This is a genomic window from Lentzea cavernae, from assembly GCF_014653695.1.
GTDB lineage: Bacteria > Actinomycetota > Actinomycetes > Mycobacteriales > Pseudonocardiaceae > Lentzea > Lentzea cavernae.
Map to the genome: position 1 here is coordinate 44948 of NZ_BNAR01000024.1, position 14768 is coordinate 59715.

14 protein-coding genes are annotated in these 14768 nt (G+C 69.5%); 9 read left to right on the top strand and 5 right to left on the bottom strand.

Annotation, left to right across the window (positions count from 1 at the left end; translation table 11 throughout):
- Nucleotides 1–141 precede the first annotated feature (141 nt).
- Nucleotides 142–975 carry an oxidoreductase gene (locus tag IE307_RS42520; protein ID WP_191305178.1) on the top strand — a complete coding sequence of 278 codons (834 nt, stop codon included), beginning with the start codon at nucleotides 142–144 and terminating at the stop codon, nucleotides 973–975.
- A gap of 87 nt (nucleotides 976–1062) precedes the next feature.
- Nucleotides 1063–1467 (top strand): DUF4279 domain-containing protein, encoded by a 405-nt coding sequence (locus tag IE307_RS42525; RefSeq protein ID WP_191305179.1) that lies wholly within the window; start codon nucleotides 1063–1065, stop codon nucleotides 1465–1467.
- Nucleotides 1468–1551: 84 nt separating this feature from the next.
- On the opposite strand, the gene sodN is transcribed toward IE307_RS42525, so the two are convergent.
- Nucleotides 1552–1959 carry a superoxide dismutase, Ni gene (gene sodN, locus IE307_RS42530; protein WP_030476597.1) on the bottom strand — a complete coding sequence of 136 codons (408 nt, stop codon included), beginning with the start codon at nucleotides 1957–1959 and terminating at the stop codon, nucleotides 1552–1554.
- 102 nt (nucleotides 1960–2061) lie between these two features.
- On the opposite strand from sodN, the gene IE307_RS42535 reads away from it, so the two are divergent.
- Nucleotides 2062–2337 carry a S24 family peptidase gene (locus IE307_RS42535; protein ID WP_373306087.1) on the top strand — a complete coding sequence of 92 codons (276 nt, stop codon included), beginning with the start codon at nucleotides 2062–2064 and terminating at the stop codon, nucleotides 2335–2337.
- Here the strand turns inward: IE307_RS42535 and IE307_RS42540 are convergent.
- Nucleotides 2327–2926: a dTDP-4-dehydrorhamnose 3,5-epimerase family protein gene (locus tag IE307_RS42540; RefSeq protein ID WP_191305181.1), complete on the bottom strand. Its 600-nt coding sequence runs from the start codon at nucleotides 2924–2926 to the stop codon at nucleotides 2327–2329. The two genes, IE307_RS42535 and IE307_RS42540, sit on opposite strands and share 11 nt — an antisense overlap.
- Nucleotides 2927–3262: 336 nt before the next feature.
- On the opposite strand from IE307_RS42540, the gene IE307_RS42545 reads away from it, so the two are divergent.
- On the top strand, nucleotides 3263–4459 hold the full coding sequence (locus IE307_RS42545; RefSeq protein WP_229905591.1) for an NAD(P)-dependent malic enzyme: 1197 nt from the start codon (nucleotides 3263–3265) through the stop codon (nucleotides 4457–4459).
- A 225-nt stretch (nucleotides 4460–4684) separates the two neighbouring features.
- Nucleotides 4685–7852 carry a bifunctional diguanylate cyclase/phosphodiesterase gene (locus tag IE307_RS42550; RefSeq protein ID WP_229905592.1) on the top strand — a complete coding sequence of 1056 codons (3168 nt, stop codon included), beginning with the start codon at nucleotides 4685–4687 and terminating at the stop codon, nucleotides 7850–7852.
- Here the strand turns inward: IE307_RS42550 and IE307_RS42555 are convergent.
- Complete coding sequence (locus IE307_RS42555; RefSeq protein WP_191305182.1) at nucleotides 7814–9364, bottom strand: bis-aminopropyl spermidine synthase family protein; 1551 nt, start codon at nucleotides 9362–9364, stop codon at nucleotides 7814–7816. The genes IE307_RS42550 and IE307_RS42555 overlap by 39 nt on opposite strands.
- A 132-nt stretch (nucleotides 9365–9496) precedes the next feature.
- On the opposite strand from IE307_RS42555, the gene IE307_RS42560 reads away from it, so the two are divergent.
- Genes IE307_RS42560 through IE307_RS42575 form a run of 4 tightly spaced genes read left to right on the top strand, consistent with a single transcriptional unit; the run spans nucleotide 9497 to nucleotide 12779 of the window.
- Nucleotides 9497–10579, top strand: a complete 1083-nt coding sequence (locus IE307_RS42560) for an ABC transporter ATP-binding protein (RefSeq protein ID WP_191305183.1) — start codon at nucleotides 9497–9499, stop codon at nucleotides 10577–10579.
- Nucleotides 10576–11214 carry an ABC transporter permease gene (locus IE307_RS42565; RefSeq protein WP_191305184.1) on the top strand — a complete coding sequence of 213 codons (639 nt, stop codon included), beginning with the start codon at nucleotides 10576–10578 and terminating at the stop codon, nucleotides 11212–11214. The genes IE307_RS42560 and IE307_RS42565 overlap by 4 nt, the downstream gene beginning before the upstream one ends.
- A 6-nt stretch (nucleotides 11215–11220) precedes the next feature.
- Nucleotides 11221–11883, top strand: coding sequence for an ABC transporter permease (locus IE307_RS42570; RefSeq protein ID WP_191305185.1), 663 nt, complete (start codon nucleotides 11221–11223; stop codon nucleotides 11881–11883).
- On the top strand, nucleotides 11880–12779 hold the full coding sequence (locus IE307_RS42575) for an ABC transporter substrate-binding protein (protein ID WP_191305186.1): 900 nt from the start codon (nucleotides 11880–11882) through the stop codon (nucleotides 12777–12779). Before IE307_RS42570 ends, IE307_RS42575 begins: the two co-directional genes overlap by 4 nt.
- 28 nt (nucleotides 12780–12807) lie before the next feature.
- Here IE307_RS42575 and IE307_RS42580 read toward each other — a convergent pair whose 3' ends face one another.
- Complete coding sequence (locus tag IE307_RS42580) at nucleotides 12808–13764, bottom strand: GNAT family N-acetyltransferase (protein WP_191305187.1); 957 nt, start codon at nucleotides 13762–13764, stop codon at nucleotides 12808–12810.
- Entirely contained in the window at nucleotides 13761–14759 is a 999-nt protein-coding gene (locus tag IE307_RS42585) for a GNAT family N-acetyltransferase (protein WP_191305188.1), read from the bottom strand. Before IE307_RS42585 ends, IE307_RS42580 begins: the two co-directional genes overlap by 4 nt.
- Nucleotides 14760–14768 lie beyond the last annotated feature (9 nt).

The following is a 14768-nucleotide window of genomic DNA, read 5'->3' on the forward strand; positions in this document are numbered from 1 at the left end:
TATGGCCTTGTGGCGGGCTGGTCGGCAGCCGCTGGGTGGTACTGCCAGAGCCACGACGAGGGGTACCACCTATCCCCTTCGAATCGGTGCCGCGCTGGGACGTAATGGAAAGCGTCAACCACGTCCAGCAAGGAGAACACCGTGTCCGTTTGGTTCGTCACCGGAGCGTCCCGCGGCCTGGGTCTGGAAATCGCGAAGGCCGCGCTGACGCGCGGCGACTCGGTGGTGGCGACCGCCCGCGACCCCCACGCGATCGAACAGGCCCTCGGCCACCCCGACCACCTGCTCGCCCTGCCGCTCGACGTCACCTCGCAGGACCAGGCCGACGCCGCGGTGAAGGCGGCGGTAGCCCGGTTCGGAGGGATCGACGTCCTCGTCAACAACGCGGGTCGAGGCCTCGTGGGCGCGATCGAGGAGACCAGCGACGCCGAGGCCCGCGCCGTCTTCGACATCAACGTCTTCGGCCTCCTGACCGTCCTCCGGGCCGTCACCCCGGTCATGCGCGCCGCCCGCAACGGCCGCATCCTCAACATCAGCTCCACCGGCGGCGTCGTCGCCTGGGCGGGCTGGGGCGTCTACAGCGCCACGAAGTTCGCACTGGAGGGCATCACCGAGGCCCTGCGCCTCGAACTCGCCCCGCTCGGCATCCAGGTCAGCTCGGTGCAACCGGGCCCGCTGCGCACCGACTTCCTCGCCTCGTCGTCACTCGGCCAGGTGGAGCGCGTCATCGACGACTACGCCCCGACCGGCGGCGCGTCGAGGGAGTGGGCCGGGGCGAACCACGGCCTGCAGGAGGGTGACCCGGTGAAGGCCGCGGAGGCGGTCCTGACGGTTGCCGGCCTGCCTGAGATGCCCGCGTGGCTCCCTCTTGGCACCTCGACCCTCACCGACATCCGCACCAAGTTGGCGGCCGTCGGCGCGGACCTCGAGACCTGGCAGGAGTTGTCGCGGTCGACCGACGTCGTGTCCGCCTGACGTCGCTGAAACTGCGTGGCAGCCCGGCACTTCTCGCCGCTACGGTCCTGCGCTTGTGAACGAGAGTCCGATGGCGGAAGAATCCCTGTGACCGAACGGGACCAGCACGAGTACAAGGCCTCGTTGAGGGTCTTCAGCGAGACGCTGACCCTGGCGGACCTCGTCGCCTCGCTCGGCGAACCCACCAGGAGCTACGACGTCGGCGATCCGGTGAGCCCACGCCGTCCCGACGGCCCCCGCCGCGCCGTGTCCCACTGGGCTCTCCGGAGCCGGGCACAGCCCACGAGCCCGCTCGACGAGCACCTCTCCGAACTCGTCGTGTTCGTCGAGGCCCACAGCCGTGAGATCGAGGCGCTCAGGGACAAAGCCGAGATCGACGTCTTCTGCGGTGTCTTCGCCGGCGACGACGCGCAGGGCGGCTTCACCCTCACCGCGGATCTGATGCGCCGGTTGGCAGCCCTCGGCCTCGACGTCGGCTTCGACCTGTACTGACCGGCTCCCCTGGGCGGGGAACGACGAACGGCGCCGCTCCCTGCCCAGGGGAGCGGCGCCGTCCGTCAACGATCCGAAGGGGGATCAGCCCTGCTTGGTCTCCCAGAAGATCTTGTCGATCTGGGCGATCAGGTCGAGCAGCGCCTGGCCAGAGGCCGGGTCCATCGAGCCCTTGGTGCCCGACGCACCCGCGGCCTTGGTGGCGCGGTTGAACAGGTCGTGCAGCTCGGGGTACTTCTCGAAGTGCGGCGGCTTGAAGTAGTCCGTCCACAGCACCCACAGGTGGTGCTTGACGAGCTCACTGCGCTGTTCCTTGATCAGGACGGCGCGCTCCCGGAACTCCGGGTCCTCGTTGGCCTGGTACTTCTCCTGGACCGCCTTGACCGACTCGGCCTCGATGCGGGCCTGCGCGGGGTCGTAGACACCGCACGGCAGGTCGCAGTGCGCGGTGGCTTCGACGCGCGGGCGGAGAATGCGCGACACGAGTCGCATCGTTCCTCCCAGAATGAAAAAACAGTGGATGCTCCGACAGGTAGGACCCTACTCCGGCTGACCGAAGGGTGATCGTTGAGACCGCGTCTCTCCACCGTGCTCGTGAAGGGGCCGTCGATGGTCCCCGCCCTGCGCAACGACGACGTCGTGCTGGTCAGGTGGGGTGCGGTGCCCAGGCCGGGGCAGGTCGTGCTTGTCACATGGGCGAGCAGGCCGGGCCAGTTGTCGGTGAAGCGCGCCTCCCACGAGGTGGACGGGGGGTGGCACGTGGTGGGAGACAACCCGTACGCGAGCACGGACTCCGAGCACCTCGGACCTGCGGAGGTGCTCGGAGTCGTCAAAGCTCGACTATGGCCGAGGCCTGGTTTCAGGCTTTGAGGGACGCGTACAGGGCGAGGCAGTCCTCGTAGCGCGGCAGCACGCCGGCCTCGTACGCCTCGGCCAGGGTGGGGGCGGAGGTGTCCTTCTCGGAGAGCCGGAACTCGAGCTCGCGCGGCCACGGGAGGTCCAGCGCGGGGTCGAGCGGCGTCAGGCCGTGCTCGCCGGACGGGTTGTAGACGGTGGAGCAGAGGTAGTGCATGGTCGTGTCGTCCTCGAGGGCGATCATGGCGTGGCCGAGGCCCTCGGAGAGGTAGACGGCGTTGCACTTCGAGGAGTTCACCAGCACGGCGTCCCACTGGCCGAACGTGGGGGAGCCGACGCGGATGTCGACGACCACGTCGATGAACGAGCCGCGCGGGCAGAAGACGTACTTCGCCTGGGACGGCGGGACGTCCGCGTAGTGCAGGCCCCGGATCGTTCCCGCGCGGGAGACGCTGTGGTTCGTCTGGGCGACCCGCAGGGGGTGCCCGACCGCCTCGACGAAGGCCGCCTCCTGGTACGGCGAGACGAACACACCGCGGTCGTCGGGAAATGATCGGGGAGTGAACTCGAACGCGCCGTCAATTTTGAGGGAACTCACCTGCATGGCCGTCACTCTAAGGCGTCGATCTTCTTGAACGATCGGGTGCTTCCTGCCTGCAGAAACTGACCGGTCGGTCCAGAAAACCGGACGGACGTCTTGCTACATGCCCTCTGACCTGCGGAAAAAGTGTGATCCCCGCCGCAGACAGCATCGCGGGACCCTGCCACACTTCCGTCACCCGCAGCACTCGGCCGGCCTCGCCGGCGGAAAACTCCGCCGACGACGTCGACCGAATTTCAAGGCCCCGTGCACCCGGCGTGACAACGCTGGGCCGGTGCGCCGTTTGGTGATGAGCCCACGTTGGGGCCACTACGCCGCCCGCACCGCAGGAGGGACGCCGTGACAGCAGTGAACGAAGCCCGTATCGAGAACTCCGATCCGACGCAGTTGACGGATGACGAGATCTTCAACGCGCACCTGGGCGGGAAGCTCGAGGTCGGCGCGACCGCCTCGCTCGCTGACCCGAAGGCGCTGTCCATCGCCTACACACCCGGTGTCGCCCGAGTGAGCAAGGCCATCGCGCAGGACCCGTCGCTGGCCGCGAAGTACACGTGGGCGCACCGCCTGGTCGCCGTCGTGAGCGACGGCACCGCGGTGCTCGGTCTCGGCGACATCGGCCCCAGCGCGTCGCTGCCCGTCATGGAGGGCAAGTCCGCGCTGTTCAAGACGTTCGGCGGCCTCGACTCCATCCCGCTCGTGCTCAACACCACCGACGTGGACGAGATCGTCGAGACGCTCGTCCGGCTGCGCCCGTCGTTCGGCGCGGTCAACCTGGAGGACGTCTCCGCGCCGCGCTGCTTCGAGCTCGAGCAGAAGCTGATCGAGGCGCTCGACTGCCCGGTCATGCACGACGACCAGCACGGCACGGCCGTCGTGTCGCTGGCCGCCCTCAACGGCGCGAACGCCGTGCTCGGCAAGAACATCGGCGACCAGCGGGTGGTCATCTCCGGTGCGGGCGCTGCGGGCATCGCGATCGCCAAGATCCTCATCGCCGCCGGTGCCGGCGACATCACGCTGATCGACTCGCGCGGCATCGTCCGCACGGGCCGCGCCGGTCTCAACCCGATCAAGGAGGAGATCGCGGCGGTCACCAACTCCGCGAACCTCGACGGCGGCATCGACGTGGCCCTGCGCGGCGCGGACGTCTTCATCGGCGTGTCGTCGTCCAAGGTGTCCGAGGACCTCATCGCGAGCATGGCGAGCGACTCGATCGTGTTCGCGTTGTCGAACCCGGACCCCGAGGTGCACCCGGAGATCGCCGCCCGGCACGCCGCGATCGTGGCGACCGGCCGCAGCGACTTCCCGAACCAGATCAACAACGTGCTCGCGTTCCCCGGCATTTTCCGCGGGGCTCTCGACGCGGGTGCGCGACGGATCACGGAAGGCATGAAACTCGCCGCCGCGGATGCCATTCTCGCGGTCGCGAAGGATGATTTGGGCCCAGATCGAATTGTGCCCTCGGCATTGGACCCGCGCGTCGGACCCGAGGTCGCGGCGGCTGTGGCCCTGGCCGCGAAGGCCGACGGAGTCGCCTGATCACGCTCTCCTATTCGCCACTCATTTGCATCTTCACGGGGACCGGAACCACGAACGTGGCTTTTCGTTAACCCGTGCAGGGGTGGGCGATGACGCTCTGAAGCGCTACCGTCCCTCTCCTCGGGTGTTCACTCGAGGAGAGGGTTCGTGTTTGCCGCCGTTCGGGTGCCGTTGTCGTGTCCACCTGAATTGCCGCGGGCGGCTAATGCGGGAGAGGGTGGGTCGGTGCCCAAGTGGGTGGGACGCGCGACGACGGTGGTGAACGGCCGTGCACGGACGGCGGAGAAACCTCCGATGACGCTCGACGGGTTGACGCTGCCCGATGCGCCTTCGTTGCTCGTGGACGCCAAGGGCGTCGTCATGCAGGCGAATCCCGCCGCCGTGGAGCTCGCGGTCGCGCAGGGAGCCGACGACCTCGTCGGGCACCCGCTCGGTGAACTGCTCCTCGGCAACTCCTCCGACCTGCGGCTCCTGCGCGCGGACGGCTCCGAACTGCCGGTGCGCGTCGCACGCCACGCCGTTCCCGGAACGGGCCTGCAGGCCGTCCTGCTGATCGACGTCTCCGACCTCTCCACCGCCGCGGACGCCCTGCGCGACGAACAACGCCGCCTGCGCAAGGTGCAACGGGTCGCGGAGCTGGGCTCCTGGGAGTTCGACCCCCTCACCGGCATGACCGTCTGGTCGGACACGCACTACGAGCTCCTCGGCCTCGAACGCGGCACCGTGGTGCCCGGCGCGCAGGCCGTCCTCGACGTCGTGCACCCGGACGACTTCCACATGGTCGAGACCTACTGGCACGGCCGCGAGATCACCGGCGACCCGATCGACATCGAGTACCGGATCGTCCGCCCGGACGGCCAGCTGCGGTGGATCCGCGGCGTGGCCGAGGCGAGGCTCGACGACGCGGGCTCCCTGGACAAGATCACCGGCTACATCCGCGACATCACCGAGACCAAGCGCGCGGCCAGCGAGCTCGCCCAGGAACGGGCGCGGCTGCTGGAGGCGCAGCGCATCGCCCGCATCGGCAGCTGGGCGTACGAGACGGGCACGCGCGCCGTGCACCGCAGCGAAGTGCTGATGGAGATGTTCGCCGAGCTCGGCATGACGCCGGACGAGGACCTGCTCAGCGGCGTGCACCCGGACGACCGCGAGGCAGTCAAGGAGATGCGGCACCAGCTGCTGCACACCTCCGACAACGCCCCGGTCGAGATCGAGGTCCGCAGCGAGATCGGCGAGCGCGTCTACATGTGCCGGGCCCGCGCGGAGATCTCGCCGTCCGGCCGCATCGAGCGCTACCACGGCACGATCCAGGACGTCACCGAAGCGCGCGCCCTGGAACGCCAGATGCGCGAGGACCGCCGGAGGCTGGCCGACGCGCAGCAGGCGGCCCGCCTGGGCATGTGGGAGTGGAATCCCGCGTCCGGCGCCGTCGTGTGGTCGGACATGCTCAGCGAGCTCTTCGGCGTCGCTGGCGAGGCCGTGGGCAGCTACGAGGCCTACCTCGAGCTCGTGCACCCCGAGGACCGCAACTGGGTCGACGACCTGTGGCGCCAGCTGGCCGTCGACGAGGTCGCCGTGCAGTGCGAACACCGCGTGGTGCGCCGCGACGGCTCGATGCGGATCTTCCGCTGCCACGGCATGATCGTCCACGACCCGCGCGGCAAGCAGCTCGCCGTCGGCACCGCCCAGGACGTCACCGAGCAACGCGCCGCCGAGGCGCGCATGAAGCGGTCGTCGCAGCGCTTCACCGACCTCGTGTCCGTGACGCCGGTCGGCATCGGCCTGTTCGACGAGGGCGAGCGCCTGGTCGACGCCAACGACGCGTTGTGCGACCTGCTCGGCATGGAGCTGGAGCAGCTGCGCGGCATGACCGCCGAGCAGCTCACCCACCCCGAGGACACCTCGCCCGGCCTGCAGTGGGCCGCCGAGCGCACGCAGAAGATCCCGCAGCGCATCCTCGTCCGCCCCGACGGCGAGAAGGTCTACTGCGAGCTGCACATCGCGCTGTCCGTGCAGGACGACGGCCGCCGCTTCTGGCTGATCGTGTTCCTGGACATCACCGAACGCCGCCGCGCCGCCGAGGCGCTGCGCCACCAGGCCACGCACGACGAGCTGACCGGCCTGCCCAACCGCGCGCTGGTCAAGGAGATCCTCGGCAAGGCGCTGGAGGGCCCCGACCGCGCCAAGGTCGCCGTGCTGTTCTGCGACATCGACAACTTCAAGCGCGTCAACGACTCCCTCGGCCACGACGCGGGCGACGAGCTCCTCGTGGCCCTGGCGCGACGGCTGGAGGGCGGCCTGCCCGACGGCTGCACCGCCGCCCGCCTGTCCGGCGACGAGTACGTGATCATCTCCGAGGACATCGACTCGGTCGGCGGCGTCGACGCCCTGGCCACACGCGTGGCCTCGTTGCTCAGGACCGCCGTCCCGGTGCACGGCCAGCTCGTCCGGGTTTCGGCGTCGATCGGCGCCGCCGTCCCGAACGGTTCGCGCGCCAACGGGGCCGACCTGCTGCGCTTCGCCGACGCCGCCATGTTCGAGGCGAAGCGGGCCGGCGCCGGACGCGTGTCCCTGGCTTCGGCGGCGTTGATCGCGTCCGCCGACCGCCAGGTGCACCTCGAAGGCCAGCTCCGCGAGGCCCTGCAGAACGACGGCCTGGCGCTGCACTACCAGCCCGTCGTCGGCGTCGACGGCGCCGTGCTGACCGCCGAGGCCCTCGTCCGCTGGCCGCACCCCGATCGCGGACTGCTGCCGCCGGACGTGTTCCTTCCTGTCGCCGAGCAGGGCGACCTGATGCGCGAACTCGACCGCTGGGTGCTGCGTACGGCGCTGAAGGAGGCCTCGACCTGGCCCGCGCCCGACGGCCGTCCGGTGTCCGTCGCCGTGAACCTCGCGGGCCTGGTGCCGGGTGATCCGGAGTTCGTCGACATCGTGTCGACCGCGATCATGGAATCCGGCGTCCCGTGGGAACGCGTGGTGCTGGAGCTCGTCGAGACGGCGTTCGTCGACCTGCCCTCCCGCGTCCGCCAGTCGATGGACGAACTCGTGAAGCGCGGCGTGCAGTTCGCGGTGGACGACTTCGGCACCGGCTACTCGTCACTGGCCCGCCTGAAGGACCTGCCCGCCCAGATCATCAAGGTGGACCGGCGCTTCGTCTCGGGCGTGGGCAACGACTCCTCGGACTTCGCCGTCGCCCGCGCCGTGGTGGACATGGCCCGTGCGATGGGACGCAAGTGCGTCGCAGAAGGGGTGGAGACCGCCACCCAGTTCCACGTGCTGCGAGGTGTGGGCGTGGACGCGTACCAGGGGTGGCTGTTCTCGCGTCCGGTGCCACCCAAGGAGTTCCGCGCGATCCTAGCCCTCGGTCCGCTCCACATACCCCGCGCTGGCTGAGATCTCCGGCAGGAGCGCCGCCACGCGGTGCTTCGGCAGGTCGATCAACCGCAGCTCGAGGTCCTCCTGCACGACCGACGCGTTGTCGACGATCTCCGCCGCCTGGCGCTTGGTCAGCACGCCCTGCGACGCGGTGATCAACGCCTCGCGCCACACGTTGCGCAGCTTGCCGTGCGCCTTCATCAGGACCTCGCGGACCGTGCGCTCGCCCAGCGACAACGTGCCGGTGAGCACCTGGTCGGCGACGACGATCGTGGTCTTGGCATCCGGGTTGTTGCGCAGGAACTTCAACTTGAACCGCGTGGCGACCAGCTCCTGCAGCTCCTTCTGCCCGGCCTCCGACGACACCGCCGGGTGGTTGTTCGGGACCAGGCAGGCCAGGCGGGCGGGAGAGGACGCCAGCAGCGTCCGCAGCAGCCACGGGCCCGGATCCGCGGACAGGTCGACGGCCAGCGAGGCCGCGCCCTTGCCCACGGGCTCGGCCCACCCGGCGGCACGGGGCTTCGGCGGCGGCGAGGACTCCGGCCGCGGCGCCAGTTCCGACAGCGCGGCGAGGGCTTCCTTCGAGGGCCCCGACGACTCCACGGACTGCGCGCCGTGCGTGTAGATCCGCGTGCCACCGGACACCGCGCGCCGCCCGGTGGGCCGGCAGACGTACAGATCGGCGGCCGACCCGATCGCCTGCGCGCCGTCGAACCGGTGGAACGCGGGCAGGATCGCCTCGAACACCAGCCCGAGCTTCTGCAGCTCCTGCTGCACCTTCAGGCCGAGGGCCGGGGTGCGGTCGGAGAAGCCGTACGCCAGCAGCAGCCGGCCCGACGCGATGTCCTCCAGCGCCTCGATGCCGCGTCCGGCGAACAGGCCCATGCCCTCCGGCGTGTAGGGCGGGTCGCTGAAGACGAGGTCCGCGGACTCGAGCACGGACTGGGGCAGCCCGAAACGCATGTCGCAGTGCAACGTCCGGATGTCGAGCCCCCGCGCCTGCGCCCGCGAGTCGATGAACTCCAGCAGGCGCTCGTCGAGGTCCACGACCGTGACGGAGACGTGGGGGTTCACCGCGGCGACGGCCAGCGACGTCAGGTCGTGGTCGCCCAGGCACAGCAGGCGCTTGCCCGTCAGGTCGTACGTGGAGTTCAGCCACACCGCCCGGTTCAGCGCGGTCTCCGCCGTCGCCTGCACGTGGTCCAACGAGGACAACGGCGGCGGCACGTCGGCGACGTCCACCAGGATCTGCCGCAGCACGTCGGTGTGGTCGCGAACACCGGAAACACCGAACTCGGCGCGGTAGGACGCGACCAGACCGGGCGCGATGCGGTAACGATCGCCTGAAGATTCGGCGTCGTCCCCGAGGGCCTTGAGCAGGTCCTGAACGGTGCGGCGGGGCACGGCGGGCAGGCGCACGAGTTCGGCCAGCGGGTGCCAGTCCTCGCTGAGCAGGGACAACACCTCGCGGAGCTTGCGGGCGTGCACGCCGCGTTCCGCCACCAACTGCCGCACCTGATCGATCGTCACAAGCGGTAAACCATACGGCCCGTCACATAGTGGAACGCTGTGCCGGGGTACGCCGAACGAGTTAAGGTCTTTGGGATCTACATCCAGGGCGGCCCAATCGGGGTGGTCGTCACGACCGGAGGGATCCGAAGGGTGATCGAGTTCCGGGCCGTAACCAAGCGGTTCGAGGACGGGACCATCGCTGTCGACGAGCTCGACCTCGCGGTCGAGGCGGGCACCATCACGGTGTTCGTCGGTCCTTCCGGCTGTGGCAAGACGACGTCCCTGCGCATGGTCAACCGCATGATCGACCCCACGTCGGGCACGATCCTCGTGGACGGCAAGGACGTCCTGACCGTCGACCCGCCCACGCTGCGGCGCGGCATCGGCTACGTGATCCAGCAGGCTGGGCTCTTCCCGCACCGCACGGTGCTGGACAACATCGCGACGGTGCCGCTTCTGTCCGGTTGGGACAGACGCAAGGCGCGCACGCGTGCGGCCGAGTTGCTGGAGATCGTCGGGCTCGACTCGAACTTCGGCAAGCGCTACCCGGCCCAGCTCTCGGGCGGTCAGCAGCAACGCGTGGGCGTCGCCCGCGCGCTCGCGGCGGATCCGCCCGTTCTGCTGATGGACGAGCCGTTCAGCGCCGTGGACCCGGTGGTCCGCGAGGACCTGCAGAACGAACTCCTCCGCCTGCAAGCGGAACTGGACAAGACCATCGTGTTCGTCACGCACGACATCGACGAGGCGTTGAAGCTCGGTGAGCGCGTCGCGGTGTTCCAGACGGGCGGGCACCTCGCGCAGTACGCGCGGCCGACGGAGCTGCTGGCCGCGCCCGCCAACGACTTCGTGGCGTCGTTCGTCGGCAGGGACCGCGGCTACCGCACGCTGACGTTCCTGCACGCGGACGTGCCCGTGCACCCGGTGACCACGGCCAAGCTCGGCGAGCGCATCACCGTCGCGGACTGGACGCTCGTCGTCGACGAGCAGAACCGGCCGAAGGGCTGGCTGTCCGGTGTGGACGGTGAGGTCGAGGTGAACGAGCGCGACCTCATCTCCGGCGGCTCGCTCTACGACGGTTCCAGCCTCAGGGGCGCGCTCGACGCGGCTCTCAGCTCGCCGTCCGCGCTCGGCGTGGTGGTCGACGACGCCGGCGCCGTGACCGGTGTGGTCAGGGCCGACGACGTGATCCAGGCGCTCGCGAAGGCCCGCGCGGCGGGTGAGGTCCCGAAGTGACCTGGATTTTCGAGAACTGGGAAAGGTTCTGGGAAGTCACCGGGGTGCACCTCCGGCTCTCCGTCGTGCCGGTGCTGATCGGGTTCCTGCTCGCCATCCCGTTCGGGTGGTGGGCGAGCCGGTCGCAGCGGGCGCGGGCGGTGCTCTTCCCGTTCGCCAACGTCCTGTTCACGATCCCGTCCATCGCGCTGATCGTGATCACGCCGGTGCTCATCGGCGTGAAGATCCTCGACGAGATCAACGTCATCGTGCCGCTGACCGTCTACACGGTCGCGCTGATGATCCGGTCGGTCGCGGACGCGCTGTCGGCGGTGCCGGGCAACGTGATCGCCGCGGCGAACGCGATGGGGTTCCGGCCGTTGCGCAGGTTCCTCACCGTCGACTTCCCGCTGGCGCTGCCGGTCACGATCGCGGGCCTGCGGGTCGCGACCGTGTCGAACATCAGCATGGTGAGCGTGGGCGCGCTCGTCGGGCTCGGCGGCTACGGCCAGCTCTTCACCGAGGGCTACCAGACCGACCACACCGAGAAGGTCCTCGCGGGTCTCATCGGGACCGTAGTGCTGGCGGTGCTCGCGGACGGCCTGCTGTTGCTGATCGGACGGCTGCTCACGCCGTGGGCACGGGCGGGGAGGTGAGCTGAGATGGGCTGGCTCTTCGATCCCGCGAACTGGTCGGGCTCGACCGGGATTCCGCTGCGGTTGCTGGAACACCTCGGTTACACGTTGCTGACGCTGGTGATCGCCGCGCTGATCGCGATCCCGCTCGGCGCGTTCGTCGGGCACACCGGCAAGGGCGGCTTCGTGATCGTCGGTCTCTCCAACGCCCTGAGGGCGCTGCCGACCACGGCGGTGCTGATCCTCGTGGTGCTGTGGGCGGGTCTCGGCGACTTCCCCGTGTACGTCGCGCTGGTGCTGCTGGCGATCCCGCCGATCATGGCGGGCACGTACGCCGGCGTCCGCGCGGTCGACCCCGTGACCGTCGACGCCGCGAGGGGCGTCGGCATGCGCGAGTCGGGAGTGCTCCTGCAGGTGGAGATCCCGAACGCGCTTCCGTTGATCTACGGCGGTTTCCGCGGCGCCGCACTGCAAGTGGTCGCGACCGCCACCATCGCCGCCTACACGGGCGCCGGTGGTCTGGGCAGGCTCGTCTTCGACGGCCTCGCCCTGCAGGATTTCGGACAGATGCTCGCCGGCGCGGTGCTCGTGGCACTGCTCGCCGTTCTCGTCGACCTGGGGTTCGCCGGCTTGCAGAAGCTGACGGTCTCGCCAGGGCTGCGTCCAGTGGGAACCGGAGGAAAGAGATGAAGCGCATCGCGACAGCCGTCGCTGCGGTCATGCTTCTGTCGGCGTGCGGTGGCGATCCGCTGACCGGCGACGGCAAGAACGAACCGGCCCCGACGGACACCATCGTCGTGGGCTCCGCGAACTTCCCCGAGTCGCGCCTGCTCTCGGAGATCTACGCGGAAGCGTTGTCCGCCAAGGGCGTCAAGGTCTCGAAGAAGCCGAACATCGGCAACCGCGAGCTGTACTTCAAGGGTGTGCAGGACGGCTCGATCGACCTGATCCCCGAGTACACCGGCGTGCTCCTCAAGCACGTCAACAAGGAGGCGCCGGAGGTCGGCGCCGACGAGGTGTACGCGGCGCTGCAGAAGGCCCTGCCGAAGGGCCTCATCGTGCTCGACAAGTCCTCCGCCGAGGACAAGGACGCCGTCGTCGTCACGAAGCAGATCGCGGCCCAGTACAGCCTGAAGTCGCTCGACGACCTCGTGCCGTACTGCAAGGACCTGTCCTTCGGCGGCCCGCCGGAGTTCCAGAACCGCCCCGACGGCCTGCCGGGCCTCAAGGCCAAGTACAACTGCGAGTTCAAGGAGTTCAAGGCCCTCGACGTCGGCGGTCCGCTGACCGTCGCCGGCCTGAAGGACAACACCGTTCAGGCGGCCGACCTGTTCACGACGGACGCGGCCATCAAGGCCAACGAGTTCGTGGTGCTGGAAGACCCGAAGAACGTGTTCGCCGCGCAGAACGTGCTGCCGCTCATCAACGAGAAGAAGGCGTCGCAGCAGGTCCGCGACACCCTCAACGCCATCTCGAAGAAGCTCGACACCAAGACGCTGCTGGAGCTGAACGAGAAGCTCTCGTCGCCGGACAAGCCGGAGCCGCAGAAGGTCGCCAAGGAGTGGCTCGCCTCCGCGGGCCTCTGATCGTCTGAAAACCGCCGGCCCGCAGGCTTCACGCCCGCAGGTCGGCGGTTTTCGCTTGTACGGCCATGTACGTGTACCTGTCCTCGAAGCCCAGCGAGTGGTTGACGCGCAGCATGTGCTCGTTCTGGCTGCTGGTGCGCGTGTAGATGGTCCCGACGCCGTCCAGTTCGTGCAGCATGCGCGCCTTGATCAGCCTGCCCAGCCCCTTGCCGCGATGGGCGGGCAGCACGACCGTCTGTTGCTGCTCGGCGATGTCGTGTTTGACGGAGTCGCGTTCCACCACCGTGACCCCGGCGACCTCGCCCCCGTGCAGCAGGAGCACGACCCAGCGGTCCGAGAGCGCCTGGGCCTCTTCTTCCCGAACGCTCTCGACCGTGTTGTATGCCTGGTCGAGCGCCGTCTCGCCGAACGGTGCGTCGGCGATCGAGTTGAGCCCTTCGACGTACGCCTCGACGAGCTCCTCCGGCGCAGCGCCGTTCCACGTCACCAGCTCGTACCCGTCCGGCAGCTCGCCCAACTCCGGCAGATCGGTGAGCACCAGCCGTTGCCTGGTCATGGACGTGACGACCCGGAACCCGTGTGCGGCGGCGAAGTGTTCGCCCGGTTCGCCCGCGCCGACGCTCCACGACTCGACGACGGTCTGCCCGTCCAGCAACGAAGGGGTGGCGCGGAGCAGCGCGGTGCCGATGCCGCGGCGGCGATGTTGGGGCCGCACCACGACGGTGACGAGCGCGAGGTGCGCGTTCGCCTCGGCCTCGGAGAGCTCGGCCTGCGCGTAGCCGACGATCTTCCCGTTCTCCCGTGCGACGACGAAGCGCGCGGGCTCGAAACCCAGGTCGTTGCGGGACTCCCACATCGCGATGTAGGACTCGACGGGCGCCGGGTCGCGGTCCGGGGCGTCCTCGGACGCCCACGCCTCCGCCACCTCGTAGAGCGCGTACCGGTCTTCTGCTGACGCGGAACCGAAATCCAGCTTCTCGATCATCCGCGCACCTCCTCGACAGTCGCGCTGACGGCGATCATCTCGCCGATCGTGACGAAGCCGAGGGAGTGGTTGACCCTCGCCATGTGGATGTTCGAGGCACCGGTGCCGGTGACGATCTCCCGCAGCGCGGGCCGCTCCGGCAGCACCCAGCGGATCATGTGCGCCTTCATGCTCCTGCCGAGTCCGCGGCCCCGGTGTGCGGGCACCACCGAGGTCTCCTGCTGGGACGCCCGGTGCGGCCGCCCGTCGTGCAGTTCGAGTTCGGTCATGCCGGCCACGGCGCCGCTGGCCTCGTGCACCGCGACCACCACTCGTTGCTCGGCGCCGCGCCTGCGGTAGTCCTCCTCCGCTTCCCGCGTCCGCTCGGGCGTCCACTGTTGCGATGGCACGGTCTGGTCGCCGGTGGGCGCGTCGTGGATCGCGTTGCGGGCGGTGGAGTAACCGGCGAGCAGGTCGTCCGGTGCGTGGCCTGCCCACTGCGCCAGCCGGTAGCCGGGTGGGACCGGGACGTCCCAGAGCGCGCTGTCGACGTCGGCGAACGTCAGGCTCTGGAGGATGCTCCCGTTGGTGGTGCGGAACCCGCGGTTCGCCGCCCACCTGGCGCCATCGCTGTCCTTGGTGACCTGCCACTCCTCGATCGTGGTGCGGCCGCGGGACTGGATCTCGGGCAGCAATGCGGCCAAGAGCGCACCACCGACGCCCTGACGCCGGGCCCGCGGGTGCACGACGATCTCGAGCAGCGCCGCGTGTTCCCACAGGTCCGGCACGTTCAGGTCGGCGAAGCCGGCGATCTCACCGTCGAGGCGGGCCATCCACCGGTGCGACGGGCCCAGCCCCTGGAACGACGTCCTCAGGCGGAACACGACCTCCTCGTAGGTCGGCGCGGTCCACCTCGGCCGGTCGTCCGCGTACCGGGCGAGCATGACCTCGTGGAACGCCCGGAGCTCGGCTTCGGACGCGTGCTCGGGAACGAACTTCTCGACTACGACCCCCATGCACCCGAT

Excerpts from the sequence above, each read along its gene's own strand:
- sodN (WP_030476597.1), bottom strand. The coding sequence starts at position 1,959 with ATGCGACTCGTGTCGCGCATTCTCCGCCCGCGCGTCGAAGCCACCGCG.
- IE307_RS42540 (WP_191305181.1), bottom strand. The coding sequence starts at position 2,926 with ATGCAGGTGAGTTCCCTCAAAATTGACGGCGCGTTCGAGTTCACTCCC.
- IE307_RS42570 (WP_191305185.1), top strand. The coding sequence starts at position 11,221 with ATGGGCTGGCTCTTCGATCCCGCGAACTGGTCGGGCTCGACCGGGATT.
- IE307_RS42575 (WP_191305186.1), top strand. The coding sequence starts at position 11,880 with ATGAAGCGCATCGCGACAGCCGTCGCTGCGGTCATGCTTCTGTCGGCG.
- IE307_RS42580 (WP_191305187.1), bottom strand. The coding sequence starts at position 13,764 with ATGATCGAGAAGCTGGATTTCGGTTCCGCGTCAGCAGAAGACCGGTAC.
- IE307_RS42585 (WP_191305188.1), bottom strand. The coding sequence starts at position 14,759 with ATGGGGGTCGTAGTCGAGAAGTTCGTTCCCGAGCACGCGTCCGAAGCC.